The sequence below is a fragment of the Arthrobacter humicola genome (genome assembly GCF_022803015.1).
GTDB lineage: Bacteria > Actinomycetota > Actinomycetes > Actinomycetales > Micrococcaceae > Arthrobacter > Arthrobacter humicola_A.
Map to the genome: position 1 here is coordinate 19234 of NZ_JAFKON010000007.1, position 14295 is coordinate 33528.

Annotated in this window: 8 protein-coding genes and 2 tRNA genes; 7 read left to right on the forward strand and 3 right to left on the reverse strand. The window is 68.0% G+C overall.

The features are described 5' to 3' along the window. Nucleotides 1-58: 58 nt before the first annotated feature. Complete coding sequence (locus tag ARTB_RS14215; protein ID WP_439954133.1) at nucleotides 59-1696, reverse strand: macrolide 2'-phosphotransferase; 1638 nt, start codon at nucleotides 1694-1696, stop codon at nucleotides 59-61. A 187-nt stretch (nucleotides 1697-1883) separates the two neighbouring features. Here ARTB_RS14215 and nudC point away from each other — a divergent pair, with 187 nt between their 5' ends. From nudC to ARTB_RS14230, 3 genes are all read left to right on the forward strand, one after another. After that, nucleotides 1884-2975 (forward strand): NAD(+) diphosphatase, encoded by a 1092-nt coding sequence (nudC, locus tag ARTB_RS14220; RefSeq protein ID WP_243181167.1) that lies wholly within the window; start codon nucleotides 1884-1886, stop codon nucleotides 2973-2975. 165 nt (nucleotides 2976-3140) lie between these two features. Continuing rightward, the gene (locus ARTB_RS14225; protein WP_243181317.1) at nucleotides 3141-5243 is read left to right on the forward strand and encodes an ATP-dependent DNA helicase UvrD2; all 2103 of its coding nucleotides are present in this window, start codon (nucleotides 3141-3143) and stop codon (nucleotides 5241-5243) included. 14 nt (nucleotides 5244-5257) lie between these two features. Continuing rightward, complete coding sequence (locus ARTB_RS14230) at nucleotides 5258-5890, forward strand: M48 metallopeptidase family protein (RefSeq protein ID WP_243181168.1); 633 nt, start codon at nucleotides 5258-5260, stop codon at nucleotides 5888-5890. A gap of 7 nt (nucleotides 5891-5897) precedes the next feature. On the opposite strand, the gene ARTB_RS14235 is transcribed toward ARTB_RS14230, so the two are convergent. After that, nucleotides 5898-7406 (reverse strand): zinc-dependent metalloprotease, encoded by a 1509-nt coding sequence (locus ARTB_RS14235; protein WP_243181169.1) that lies wholly within the window; start codon nucleotides 7404-7406, stop codon nucleotides 5898-5900. Between the two features lie 257 nt (nucleotides 7407-7663). Here ARTB_RS14235 and ARTB_RS14240 point away from each other — a divergent pair, with 257 nt between their 5' ends. From ARTB_RS14240 to ARTB_RS14255, 4 genes are all read left to right on the forward strand, one after another. Further along, on the forward strand, nucleotides 7664-8812 hold the full coding sequence (locus ARTB_RS14240; RefSeq protein WP_243181170.1) for a YlbL family protein: 1149 nt from the start codon (nucleotides 7664-7666) through the stop codon (nucleotides 8810-8812). 214 nt (nucleotides 8813-9026) lie between these two features. Continuing rightward, a complete protein-coding gene (locus tag ARTB_RS14245) occupies nucleotides 9027-12023 on the forward strand; it encodes a UPF0182 family membrane protein (protein WP_243181171.1) in 2997 nt (998 codons plus the stop codon). 215 nt (nucleotides 12024-12238) lie between these two features. Then, a tRNA-Met gene (locus ARTB_RS14250) sits at nucleotides 12239-12312 on the forward strand. Nucleotides 12313-12546: 234 nt separating this feature from the next. Next, nucleotides 12547-12620, forward strand: a tRNA-Met gene (locus ARTB_RS14255). A 97-nt stretch (nucleotides 12621-12717) separates the two neighbouring features. Here the strand turns inward: ARTB_RS14255 and ARTB_RS14260 are convergent. Further along, nucleotides 12718-14142: a cryptochrome/photolyase family protein gene (locus tag ARTB_RS14260; RefSeq protein ID WP_243181172.1), complete on the reverse strand. Its 1425-nt coding sequence runs from the start codon at nucleotides 14140-14142 to the stop codon at nucleotides 12718-12720. Between the last annotated feature and the right edge of the window lie 153 nt (nucleotides 14143-14295).

Genomic DNA, 14295 nt, shown 5'->3' on the forward strand with positions numbered 1-14295 from the left:
AGAAAGCCCGCCGAACGAGCCGGCGGGGCAGTACACCTGAACCGGCCGGCAGCCGGCGCTAGCGGGACGCGGAGTCGACCACCGTGATCGCGGCGGTTGACGTGTTGTCACCGGATCCGGGCTCCGCAGCGGTCTCGGGCTGTACAGGGGAGTCGCGCTGCACAGCGGTCTCGGGATGTACGACAGAGCCGGGCTGGACGACGGCGATCGATTGCGTCGACGTGTCGTTACCGGCGGGAACCGCTGCCCCGGCGTCACTGTCACCGGCCTCACTGACCTTTCCGGCGTCCGTGTCGGGGGCCGCCGCCTGCGGGGCGCCGTCCAGCGCGGCATCAGCGCTGGAGGACTCGGAGGACGTGGAGGACTTGGCGGCACCGGGGATTGCGGTGATGTCGGCGGGCGCACCTGCGGCCTTACCGGCGCCCGGCTCGGCGCTTGCCGGGTCGCCTGCCCCAGCGGCTGTGGCTGTTTCTGCGACGGGCTGGGGGACAGCCGCCGGTTCGTCGGCGCCCGTTTCGCGGGGGATAGGCGTGACGTGCACAGCGGGCATGGCACTGATGCCGGCAGTGGCACCATCAGCCGAAGCGCTGCCCGGGACCGGCTCCATAGGCAGCAGCGTGACCTTGCTGACGGCGGGCGCCGTCCCGTTGGCCGCAGGGGCCGGCGCGGCCGGGACCGTCGGCGCATCGACATGAGCACCGGCGTCGGCAATGGCTTGTTCTGTGCCGGGGTCGGGTGCCGCGACCGGCTGCGGCAGCGGTTCCACGCTGATCGGCTGGCCGCCGTGTTCCGCCACGTCCTCCGCCAGTGTGGCGAGCATGGATTCCGCCTCGTCGACCATTTCCTGGTTGCCGGCGGCCATGCCCTTGACCAGATACTGCGCCAGGGCGAATTCGGCAGAGAGCGCGGCCCGCCGCAACAGGTGCGCATCGGGCGCGTCGCGCCGGCTGGAGGTGTAGTGATCCAGGACCGCGTTCACAAAGTCCTGTTCGTTGGAGGCGACCAGCCAGGCCATGTCGTCCGCCGGGTCACCGATGCGCAAGTCGGTCCAGCCCGTCACTGCGGTCACACGCTCACCCTCGACCAGCAGGTTGTCCTCGTGGAGGTCGCCGTGAACGACGCAGGGATTGAAGCGCCAGAGCGAGACGTCTTCCATGGCGTGTTCCCAGCGCCGCAGCAGCAGCGGCGGGATTTTTCCGGTCGTGGCCGCCTGGTCCAGTTCGTTAAGGCGCCGCTGGCGGAATTCGTTGGGCGTATAGCTGGGCAGATCGGCGTTGCTCACGATTGACCGCGGGAGGTCATGGATCGCTGCCAGGGCCGCCCCGATTTCGCGGGCCAGCGCGGGAGAGCCGTTGCTGAGCTCGTCCAGGGAGCGGGTGGCGCCGGCCAGGTGCGAATAGACAAAAGTGCTGAGCTGGCCTTGGCGGACCGTTCCCGCCACGGTGGGCATGAGGAACGGGAGCTCGGCCCGGATGCCGGGAGCGAAGGCCCGCAGTACCAGGAATTCGGTTTCCAGCCGGGCGCTCGCTTCGGCATGCCGGGGGGAGCGGACGCGCCAACGCTTGCCCTCAGAGTCCAGCAGGAGGGCCGCGTCGAAGTCCGCCGGATCGTCCGGCGCAGAGCTGACGGCGGTCGGGGTCAGGCCGGGTACCGCCGCCGTTGCTACAGCTGCCAGTTCGATTGGTTTCCTTCTCACCCTTCCACGGTAGATTGAGCGGCGCCCAAGTCGGCGATGCACTGCGGCGAGTCTTGAGATCGGGGACAAATCGGAGGGAAATAGGCGCTGAATCCGGGGCAAGCGGCCTGTTCCGCACACGCTGTGGAGCGCCCGGCGGCATGGTCGGCAAATGTCAATTGTCTGCCCGAGTCAGTACGGTGGGTGTATGAGTCTTGCGGAGTCAGCGGCATCTTCATCGGCATCACAGCAAACACCCTCCGAATCCCCGGCACCCGACGGTGCGGCCCCGCCGGTGCATCTCCTGCCGGCAAACCACCTCATGGAGACGGTCCTTCCCGTGCGCCCGGCCCTAATCGACCGCGGATCCGCGGCGCGGGCGAAACCCGGAATGCTCGCGGAGCTGGTCGGTTCAGGCGCGGCGCAAGCCGTGGTGCTCTCCGGCCGGCAGGCCCTCGTCAGCGGCAACAGCCTCGTGCTCCTCAACGCGGCCGAGCTCTCCGGGCACCTGGCCGACACCCCGTACGCTCCCGAACACGTGATTTACCTCGGTTCCGCCCTGGCCGGTTCGGACCTCGACGCCGGCACTGAGCTTGTCCTCTTTGTCCTCCCGCTTCAGTTCGAAGTGCAGGCCGAGGAATTTGAGGCTCACGTGGCCGGCGTTCCCAGCGATGCGCAGTGGGTGGGTTTCCGCGAAGTCGCGGCACGCCTGAACGCCACGGACACGGCGTTGTTCATCGAAGCCAGCGCCATCGCCAACTGGCACTCCACCCACACGCACTGCCCGCGCTGTGGCACTCCCACGCAGCCGGAAGCCGGTGGCTGGGTCCGGCGCTGCCCGGCCGATAACTCCGAGCACTTCCCCCGGACGGATCCGGCCATCATCGTCACCGTGGTGGGCCCCGACGGGAGGCTGCTGTTGGGCGGAGGCGGACCGCTCGACGCCCGGAACTATTCGACCCTCGCCGGCTTCGTCGAACCGGGGGAGTCCCTCGAACAGGCCGTGCAGCGCGAAATCGGCGAGGAAGTCGGGGTCCGCGTCACCGCGTCCCAGTACCTTGGATCGCAGTCCTGGCCGTTTCCCGCCTCCCTGATGCTCGGCTTCACGGCCACCACGCCGGACACCGAAGCCCGGCCCGACGGCGTCGAGGTCACCAGGGCACGGTGGTTCAGCCGGAGCGAACTGCAGGACGCCGTCCTCAGCGGCGAGATCGTCATTTCCAGCAGGCTCTCCATCGCCCGGTCCCTTATTGAACACTGGTACGGCGGCGTCATTCAGGACGCCGCGGACAGCGCCTGACACTGCCGTATACAGGCTGACACCGCCTGCCCCTGTCCGCAGGACACCGACTACCGACTGAGCAGCAAAGTGACCACAGAGAAATTGAACTTCAGCACCATCCCCGGCGGGGAACCGTCGGTCGGCACGACGTCGGGCGATGCCCCCGAACCTGACGGCCGTTCGCTGGAGGAACGGATCCTCGGCGGCCTCGACGCCGAGCAGCGCGAGGTCGCCAGCACCCTCCAGGGGCCCATGTGTGTCCTGGCCGGTGCCGGGACCGGCAAGACCCGCGCCATTACGCACCGGATCGCCTACGGCGTGCACTCAGGGGTGTACAGCCCACAACGGCTCCTCGCTGTCACCTTCACGGCCCGGGCTGCCGCCGAGATGCGCAGCCGGCTCCGTGACCTCGGCGTCGGCAATGTTCAGGCCCGCACCTTCCACGCCGCGGCGCTGCGCCAGTTGCAGTTCTTCTGGCCGCAGGCGGTCGGCGGCACCTTGCCCAACCTGCTGGACCACAAGGCGCAAATGATTGCCGAGGCCGCGCGGCGGCTCCGGCTCAGCACGGACCGCGCCTCCATCCGGGACCTCGCCTCCGAAATCGAGTGGGCCAAGGTATCCATGCTGACCCCGGCGAACTATCTGGAGAACGCCCAGGGCCGTGGCAATCCGGGCGGCTTCGACCTGACGGCCGTGGCACGGGTCTTCCAGTCCTATGAGGACGTCAAGACCGACCGCAACGTCATCGACTTCGAGGACGTGCTGCTGATCACCGTGGGGATCCTGCAGGAGGACCCAAAGGTGGCAGCGACCGTCCGGGAACAGTACCGGCATTTCGTCGTCGACGAGTACCAGGACGTCTCGCCGCTGCAGCAGCGGCTCCTGGAGCTGTGGCTCGGCGGACGCCACGAGCTCTGCGTCGTGGGCGACGCCAGCCAGACCATCTACTCCTTCACCGGCGCCTCCCCGAAGCACCTGCTCGGGTTCAAAGCGATGTATCCCGAGGCCCACGTCGTTAAGCTGATCCGGGACTACCGGTCCACTCCCCAGGTAGTCAGGCTCGCCAACGACCTCCTCGCCGGCCGGCGCAGCGGCGGACCGGTGGCGGACGCCGCCTGGGCCACACCTTTGCAGCTCGTGGCGCAGCGGCCGGCGGGCCCGGTGCCGCGGTTCACCGAATGCTCGGATGACGAGGCGGAGGCCGCCACTGTCGCCGCGCGGATCCGCGAGCTCCTCGATGCCGGAACTCCGGCGAGCCAGGTCGCCGTGCTCTTCCGCACCAACGGGCAGTCCGAAGCCTACGAACAGGCGCTGGCCTCGGCGGGGATCGGCTACCAGCTGCGCGGCGGTGAGCGGTTCTTCGCGCGGAAGGAGGTCCGGGACGCCATCCTGCAGCTCCGGGCCGCGACCCGGGCGGTGGCTGAAACCGCCACGCCCGAGCCGCTCGGGCAGCTGGTCCGGGACATCGTCGCCTCCCTGGGCTACACGGACGCGGCGCCGCACAGCGGCGGCGCTCTCCGGGAGCGCTGGGAATCGCTGGCCGCCCTCGTGGCGCTGGCCGACGAACTCGTGATCAGCAGGGGCCCGCAGTTCTCGCTCCCGGACTTTGTCAACGAGCTCCAGGAACGGTCCCTGGCCCAGCACGCACCGACCGTGCAGGGCGTTACCCTGGCATCGCTGCACGCCGCCAAGGGCCTGGAATGGGACGCCGTGTTCCTGGTCGGGCTGAGTGAGGGCCTCGTGCCGATCTCGTTCGCGGACACTCCGGAAGCGGTGGACGAGGAACGCCGGCTCCTGTACGTCGGGATCACCCGCGCCCGCGAACACCTGTCCCTGTCCTGGTCCACTGCCCGGACACCCGGCGGACGCGCCAACCGCAAGCCCTCGCGCTTCCTGGACGGCCTGCGCCCCGACTCGGTGGCCAGCTCCCACCTGCGGGGCAAGGGCCCGGCGCCGCGCCGGAAGGCGGCCGTTCCGGCGTCGTGCAGGGTCTGCGGCAGCATGCTCTCCAGCGGCGCGGAGCGCAAGGTGGGCCGCTGCAACCAGTGCCCGCCCAGTTACGAGGAACAGACGTTCGACGCGCTCAGGCAGTGGCGGAAGGACGTGGCCCTTGAGGCGGACGTCCCGGCATTCGTCGTGTTCACCGATGCCACCCTGACCGCCATCGCCGAGGCACGCCCCGAGTCGCTGGAGCAGTTGGCCAAACTCGCCGGCGTGGGTCCATCCAAACTGGAGAAGTACGGCGAGGCCGTTCTGACAGTCCTGGCCGAAAGCACGGTTCAGTGAAGCCGGGGAGTTCAGTGACGCCCGGTTCAGTTCCGGCTGCCATTCCGCTGACCACCGCCGACGGCGCCCCGGTCGTGGTCCGCCGCTCTGCGCGCCGACGCCGCACGGTCGCCGCGTTCTGGGAGGACGGCACCGCCGTCGTCGCCATCCCCGCGTCCTTCAGCAGGGCGCAGGAACGGGAGTGGGTCCATCGCATGCTGGAAAAACTCCGGCGCCAAGGGGACCGGGCGGCGCGGGGTTCCGGCCGGCGCCGCCCCCGCAGCGATGCCGACCTTGCCGCCCACGCCGCGGATCTGTCGGCGAAGTACCTGGGCGGCAGGGCGGTGCCCTCCTCGGTCCGCTGGGTCACCAACCAGAATTCGCGCTGGGGTTCCGCGACGCCGTCCGAAGGCACCATCCGGCTCTCGGCGAAGCTGCAGCCCATGCCGCAGTGGGTGATCGACTACGTGCTGCTTCACGAACTGGCCCACCTCCTGGTGGCCGGCCACGATGCCGCCTTCTGGCGGTTGCTGACGGCGTACCCGGAGACTGAGCGCGCCAAGGCCTTCCTGGAAGGGGTCTCGTTCGCGACCTCACGCGGCCTGGCGCCCGACGGCGGATACGACGAAGCCCCGGACGGAACCGAAATCCCGGCCGGGGCCGACTAGCGTTCGGCTAGGCCTTGGGCGTGCCGCCGTCGTCCGGTCCGCCGTCCTGACGGTCGTCGTCCTTGGCCGCCGGTTCGTCCGTGCCCTCTGAATCCGCGGTGCCCTCTGAATCCGCCGGGCCCTCTGAATCCGGAGTGCCCTCGGTGTCCGTTGCGTCGGCGCCGGCCGGCTCGTCGAACCCTCCGCTAAGCAGTTTCTGCAGGGCGTCATCCACTTCGCTGTCGCTGGCTTCGGCGAGTTTGCGGCGTTCGCTGAAGCCTTGCGGATCTTCCAGGTCCTCTGCCGTGGGAAGCAGATCGGGATGCTGCCAAACGGCGTCGCGGCCGTCGACCCCACGCTCTTCCTTGAGCAAGGCCCACAGTGTGGCAGCCTCGCGGAGCCGGCGCGGCCGCAGTTCGAGTCCCACGAGGGAGGAGAACGCGTGCTCCGCGGGGCCCCCGGTGGCCCGGCGCCGCCGGACGGTTTCGCGCAGTGCGGCGGCGGACGGCAACATCTTCTCGGTCGCACCCCAGGTGAGTTCGTCCACCCAGCCCTCCACCAGGGCCAGCGCGGTCTCCAGCTTTTCGAGGGCCTGCTCCTGGGCGGGAGTCCGCTGCGGCATGAAGACACCCTGCGAGAGCGCCTCCTGGATGCCCTCGGGGTTGCTGGGATCGATCTCGCGTGCCAGTTCTTCGATCTTGGACGTGTCGATGTGGATGCCGCGGGCGTAGGCCTCGATAGCGCCGAGCAGGTGCCCGCGCAGCCAGGGGACCTGGACGAAGAGGCGGGCGTGTGCCGCCTCGCGCACGGCCAGGAACAGGCGGATGTCGTTCTCCGGCAGGCTGAGGCCCTCACCGAATTTCTCCACGTTGGCCGGCAGAAGCGCCATTTCAAGGTCTGCGAGGGGCACGCCAATGTCCGTCGAGCTGACCACTTCGGCCGAGAGCGCGCCGATCGCCTGGCCGAGCTGCATGCCGAAGATCGCCCCGCCCATGTTCTGGATCATCGAGGAGGCGCCGCCCATCATGGACTTCATTTCCTCGGGCATCTGCTCGGTCATGGCGGCCGAGAGCGCATTGGCAATGCTGTTGGCCACGGGCTCGGTCAGCCGCTTCCACGTCCCAAGGGTTTCCTCGACCCATTCGGCGCGGGACCACGCCCGGCCGATCAGTCCCGTGGCCGGAAGCCCGGTGACCTGGTCGAGCCACAGTTCGGCCAGCCGAAGGGCCTCGTCGACCTCCCGCGACTGATGCGCCGTGACCGAGGGGTCGGATCCGCTGGCGGCGACGCGCCGGGCGTTGTCATGTGCCAGCTGCCAATTGACGGGCCCCTCCGAGGGGGCGCTCATCATCGCCTGCACCTGGGAGAACATCTGGGCCAGGAGGTTTGGATCGTCCGGGAGGCCTGCCGCCTTGGCGAGCTCGGCGGGGTCGATATTGCCCATGCCCTGCCCGCCCATCAGGTTTTTGAGCATTTCGGCCAAGGGATCCTTGGGTTCCTCGTCGCCATTGGACGGATTGAGTGGGTTGGAGGTCATGATCCCGCCGATCGTCGGTGTGGCTGCTTCTCAACTTCACGGTACCCCTGTGCAAGAGGGGCTGTCTGCCGAAACCGCGCCACGTTCGCTGTAGGCAAAGAGCCGTCCGGGGTCCCGAGCGCGTAGGCTTGGAAGTTGGAATATTTGCACGCGGCAGCCTCGGGTTAGGCTGCGGCCCTGGTGCGTGGTCGCGGTGGCCTCTCGGGCTTGTCCTGGCAGGGCCGCAGCCCCTCGTGCCGGCACGGAGAGGTCGTTCAATGACAATCACCCACGGTGAGCAGCCCGCCAGCGACCCAGCGGCCGGCCCTGCCCGGGGCAGGAGGGCGCGACTGGCTGGCGCCGGCGTGCGGCGCCCGCGCAACAACCGGTCTTCAGCCATGCTTGTCTCGGGGCTGCTTGCCGCCGCGCTGGGCATCACCGCGGTGAGTCTTCCCGTGCCCTACGTGATCGAGTCTCCCGGCCCCACCTTCAACACCATCGGCCAGGATAACGGCAAACCGGTGATCAGCGTCAGCGGCCATGAGTCGTTTCCCGCCAAGGGCAGCCTGGACCTGACCACTGTCTATGTCGACGGCGGTCCCAACGGTTCGGTCAGCGTCTTCGAGGCGTTCTCGGCATGGCTGAACGGGACCAAGGCCGTCTACCCCCAGGAACTGCTGTTCCCCACCGGCGTCACCAAGGAACAGTCCCAGCAGGAGAGCGCCACCGCGATGACCACCTCCCAGGAGAACGCCATCGCCTCGGCACTGAAGGAACTGAAGATTCCGTTCGGGCAGAAAATGCAGGTGGCCGGGCTCCCGGACGACTCCGCCTCGAAGGGACTGCTGCAGGCAGGGGACGAACTTGTCTCCATCAATGACAAGCCCATCACTGCGCTCGGCGTGGTCCAGGCTGAACTGGCCGCCGGCAACGGCAAGCCCGCCAAGGTCATCGTGGAACGCGCCGGCGCCCGGGTGCCAGTCACCATCACGCCGGCCAAAAACAGTGCGGGCCGCTACATCCTCGGTGTCTTGCTGCAGTACAAGTTCACCTTCCCGTTTGATGTCACCATCTCGCTCGACAAGGTCGGTGGCCCCAGTGCGGGCATGATGTTCGCGCTTGGCATCATTGACACCGTCACTCCCGGGGACCTGACCGGCGGCAGGCACATCGCCGGAACCGGAACCATCACCCCGGACGGTGCCGTAGGACCCATCGGCGGGATCGCCCAGAAGATGCAGGGGGCGCGGTCCGGCGGGGCCACGCTGTTCCTGGCCCCGGCGGCCAACTGCGAAGACGTCCTGGGCCACATCCCCGACGGCCTGCAGGTGGTCCGGGTCGAGAACCTCACCGAGGCCCGCAAGGCAGTTGAACTGGCGGCGTCAGGCGGCGACACATCGGGCCTGCCGGTCTGCACCAACAACTAGACTGGCCGCGGAACTAAGCGCCGGCCCCAATCGTGGCACTAATTGACGGCCGCGCCGTCCCGCCGGGACCCTGCTGCAGGGCCCTGACGGAACGGCGGTGACGGCCGTTAGAATGCATCAACCTGCAACACCGGCACTTGGTCGCCAGACTGAGCCACAGCAGCGACTGATAACTAAAAACCAGCAGTAGACGACCAGCTATGAGGTACCGAGTTTGTCCCGTCCCGCCAGCACTGTCCCGCCCGGAAGACCCCAGACACGACGCGGCGCCCTGACGCCGACGCTGATCATCGTGGCCCTGATCGTGGTCGGATTCATCTTCTTCGCCAATGTCTGGACGGATGTCCTCTGGTACCAGCAGCTCGGCTACTTCGAAGTGTTCCTGACCGAGAACCTGGCCAGGATCGTGATCTTCCTGACAGGTTTCGCTGTCATGTTCCTGGCCGTCTTCTTCGCCATCAGGATTGCCTACCATGCGCGGCCGGTGTACGCCCCCGATTCGGAAATCCGGGACAACCTCAACCGCTACCAGGCGCAGCTCGAACCGATCCGCCGCGTCGTGATGGTGGGGCTTCCCATCCTCTTTGGCCTGTTCGCCGGCAGCGCCGCGGCCAGCCAGTGGCAGAAAGTCCTCCTGTTCCTGAACCAGGAGCCATTCGGCCAGAACGATCCGCAGTTCGGGCTCGACATCAGCTTCTACCTCATGACCCTTCCCTTCCTCGGCTTCGTCACCGGGTTCCTCATCAGCGTCACGGTGATCGCTGGCCTTGCCGGCATCCTCACCCACTACCTCTACGGCAGCATCCGGATCATGGAACGCGGGATCTTCACCAGCCGCGCCGCGCAGATCCACCTGGCTGTCACGGGCGCCGCCTTCCTGGTGCTGATGGGCCTCAACTTTTGGCTGGACCGCTACTCCACGGTGCAGAACAACGGCGGGCGCTGGGCCGGTGCGCTGTACACGGACGTGAACGCCGTCATTCCGACCAAGGCCATCCTCGCCGTGGCCGCTGCCATCGTCGCCGTGCTGTTCATCGTCGCCGCGGTCATCGGCAAATGGCGGCTGCCGGTGATCGGCACCGCCATGCTCATCATCACGGCCATCCTGGCCGGCGGCGTCTACCCGTGGGTCATCCAGCAGTTCCAGGTCCGGCCCTCGGAGCAGACGCTGGAGAACGAATACATCAAGAGGAACATCGCGATGACCCGTGCGGCCTACGGCCTGGATAAGGTCCAGGAAAAGCGGTACAACGCCACCACCAACGCCACCACCGGCGCGCTGGCCCCCGATGCGCAGACCACCGCCAACATCCGGCTGCTGGACCCGAACCTGATCTCGGATGCGTTCTCGCAGCTCGAACAGTACCGGCCCTACTACCAGTTCCCCAGCGCCCTGAACGTGGACCGCTACGAGATCGACGGCAAGATCCAGGACACGGTCATCGCCGTCCGCGAACTCAACCCGGACGGGCTCGCCACGAACCAGCAGTCCTGGCTGAACCGGCACGTGGTCTACACCCACGGCTACGGCGTCGTCGCCGCCAAGGGCAACAAGTTCACCGTGGACGGCAAGCCGGACTTCCTGCAGGCGGGCATCCCGTCCACCGGCGCGCTCGGCAACGATTCGACCTATCAGCCCCGCGTCTACTTCGGCCAGGACTCGCCCGACTACTCGATCGTAGGCGCCCCGGATGGTGCACCGCACCGTGAGCAGGACCGGCCCGCGGCCAAGGAAGGCGACGGCGAGACGCAGTACACCTTCACCGGGAACGGCGGCCCGAATGTGGGCAGCTTCTTCAACAAGATCCTTTACGCGATCAAGTTCCAGTCCTCGGACCTGCTGCTTTCCGACGGCGTGAACGCCGAGTCCCAGATCCTCTACGACCGCAACCCGCGGGACCGCGTCGAAAAGGTGGCGCCCTACCTGACTGTTGACGGCAATCCGTACCCCGCCGTCGTCGACGGCAGGGTGAAATGGATCGTGGACGGGTACACCACCAGCCCGTACTTCCCGTACTCCCAGCAGGAGCAGCTCTCGGCCGCCACGGCCGACTCACAGACCGCCGCGAACCGGACAGTAGCCCTGCCCAACAGCTCGGTGAACTACATCCGCAACTCGGTCAAGGCCACCGTGGACGCCTATGACGGTTCCGTGACGCTGTATGCCTGGGACGACCAGGATCCGGTCCTGAAGGCCTGGCAGAAGATCTTCCCGACGTCGGTGAAGCCGTATTCGGAGATGTCCGGTGCGCTCATGAGCCACGTGCGCTACCCGGAGGACCTGTTCAAGGTCCAGCGCGAGCTTCTGGGCCGCTACCACGTGACCAACCCGGACAGCTTCTACACCAACATTGACGCCTGGTCCGTTCCCAACGACCCCACCGTCAAGGACGAAGTCAAACAGCCGCCGTACTATATGTCGCTGAAGATGCCCGACCAGGACAAGCCGGCGTTCCAGCTGACCTCGTCGTTCATCCCGCAGGTGGTCAACGGCAACGCCCGCAACGTGCTCTACGGCTTCCTGGCCGCGGACTCCGACGCCGGCAACCAGAAGGGCGTCAAAGCGGACAGCTACGGCCAGCTGAGGCTCTTGCAGATCCCGCCGGAGACCCAGGTCCCCGGACCTGGCCAGGCGCAGAACAAATTCAACTCCGACCCCACCGTTTCGCAGGCCCTTAACCTGTTGCGCCAGGGTGCGTCGGCGGTGCTCAACGGCAACCTCCTGACCCTGCCGGTCGGTGGCGGCATGGCGTACGTCCAGCCCGTCTATCTTCGCTCCACGGGGGAGACCTCCTACCCGACGCTGCAGCGGGTCCTGGTGGCGTTCGGCGACAAGATCGGGTTCGCGCCCACGCTGGACGAGGCCTTGAACCAGCTCTTCGGCGGAAATTCCGGTGCCGCAGCAGGTGACTCGGCGAACAAGGGACAAACACCGGCCACGCCCGCCACGCCAGGTGGGGCCACTCCGCCGCCTGGGACTACCGATGCGAAGGCAGACCTGAAGGCCGCGCTGGACGAGGCCAATGCGGCGATCAAGGCCGGCCAGGACGCCCTCGCGAAGGGCGACTTCGCGACCTATGGAGAGCAGCAAAAGAAGCTGAACGCTGCCTTGCAGAAGGCGCTCGAGGCCGAAGCGAAGCTGGAAACACCTGCGGCGCCGGCGGGCACCGCCACGCCGTCGCCCTCTCCGTCGGCGACGGCGGGCGGCTAACGCTGCGCAGGCTGTGAACGGTGCGACAGGCCGGGTTTGCCCCTCCGGAGGGGCAAACCCGGCCTGTGGCGTAGACGGACCGGATTCGATCCCTGTGCGGCCTTGGCCGGCCGGGCCCGGGAGGCCCGGGCGGACGCTCTCGCGGACGGCGAGATGCACATCACGTCGCCTCGATTTGGCCTCAAGTTCACCGGCAGGTAGAGTTGATCTTGCGACGCGGGGTGGAGCAGTTCGGTAGCTCGCTGGGCTCATAACCCAGAGGTCACAGGTTCAAATCCTGTCCCCGCAACTGGAGAAAGGGTCCGGAACACTGGAAACAGTGTTCCGGACCTTTTGCTTTAAGCCGCTGGGGACGGTCCGGAAGCCGGAAACCGGGAAACCGGTCATAGGACAAAAGGGGCGCCCCCTCGAGCGGCCCGGCCCGCAGTCCATCGACCTGGATGGGCCGGACTGGACGCCAGCTGGGCCGGACTGGGCACGTGGTCAGGGCGGTCCGGAAACTAGGGTAGAGTTGATCAAGCGACGCGGGGTGGAGCAGTTCGGTAGCTCGCTGGGCTCATAACCCAGAGGTCACAGGTTCAAATCCTGTCCCCGCAACTGGAGAAAAGGTCCGGAACACTGGAAACAGTGTTCCGGACCTTTCGCTTTAAGTCCGCGGTGGCGGGCAACGCCGGCGGCGCCCCTGTGCCGGCTCTCAGCCGTCCTTGAGCCGCTGATAGGTTGCCAGCGCCCGCGCCCGGGACTCTGCAAGGTCCACGATCGGTGCGGGGTAGCCGGGGGCGGCGCTGTCGGCCTTCCAGGGCTCGTGGACGGTTTTGTCGTCCAGCGCGGCGAGCTCGGGAATGTACCCGCGCAGGTAACGACCGGCGGCGTCGAACTTCTTGCTCTGCGTGACCGGGTTGAAGATCCGGAAGTACGGCGACGCGTCGGCACCCGAGCCCGCCACCCACTGCCAGTTGGCCGGATTGCTCGCGGCATCGGCGTCCACCAGCGTGTCCCAGAACCAGGCCTCGCCCAGCCGCCAGTCGGCCAGCAGGTTCTTTACCAGGAAGGACGCGGCCGCCATCCGCACGCGGTTGTGCATCCAGCCCGTCTGCCAGAGCTGGCGCATGCCCGCGTCCACCATCGGGTAGCCCGTACGGCCCTGCTGCCAGGCCTGGAGCTCGTCGCCCGACGCCGGCTGCCATTGAAAGCGGTCGAACTCCGGCCGGTAGTTCCGTGTCGCCAGATCCGGATTCTCGTACAGCAGCTGCCAGCAGAATTCCCGCCAGCCAAGTTCGGAACGGAAGATCCCGACGTCGGCCGGCGCCCCCGCCGCAAAGCTGTGGCGCAGCGTGTGCCAGATCCGGAAAGGGCTGATTTCGCCAAAGCGCAGATGCGGGGAGAGCCGGCTGGTGCCCTCGACGCCCGGGACGTCGCGGCCGGTGCCGTACTCTGCGGCCGGGCCGTCCACGAAGTCCTCGAGGCGGCTGAGGGCGCCGGCTTCTCCTGGCGTCCAGGTGTCGGCCAGCCCCGGGCTCCAGTCCGGGCTCCGGGGGAGCAGGCCCCAGCTTTCGAGCGTTTCGCTCGCCGGCAGGCCGCCGCTGCGGGTGCGTGCAGGGCCCGGCAGCTGGTCCGGAGCCGCCAGCGGCTGCCGGGGCTCGGCACCGGCCAGGCAGGCCTTCCAGAACGGCGTGAAGACCTTGTAGGGGCCCCCGCTGCCGGTGCGCACGGTCCACGGCTCGAACATGAGGTTCGCCTGGAAGCTCGTGGCGTTGAGGCCCTCCCCGCCGGCCCAGCTCTTTAGGCCGGCGTCGACGGCGCGTTCAGGGCCGCCGTAGCGGCGGTTCCACAGCAGGGCGTCTGCCGACGTTTCCACCGCGAGGTCCTGGATGACCCGGGCGGCGGGGCCTCGGCGGAGCACCAGCCGCGAGCCAGTGGCCTCCAGCGCGGCGGCCAGGCCGGCCAGGGAATGGTGGAGCCACCACTTCACCGCGCCGCCCAGCGGCCGGATGCCGGGTGACTCCTCATCCAGGACATAGACGACGGTCAGGGGTTGGTGCAGGGCAGCGGCCTCCGCCAGAGCAGGATTGTCATCCAGCCGGAGGTCATCACGGAGCCACACAAGGGTCGCAGACATGGATCCACGGTACACGCGCGCCCGCCGGAGGCGTCGGTGCGGTGAGACATGGGGCCATGCAGGGCACAACGAAGGCCGGGCCCCGGCGGGCGATCCTGAGGTGTCAGGTTCGGCCGCCGGGGCCCGGACCCGGACGTGAAGCGTGCAGCAGTC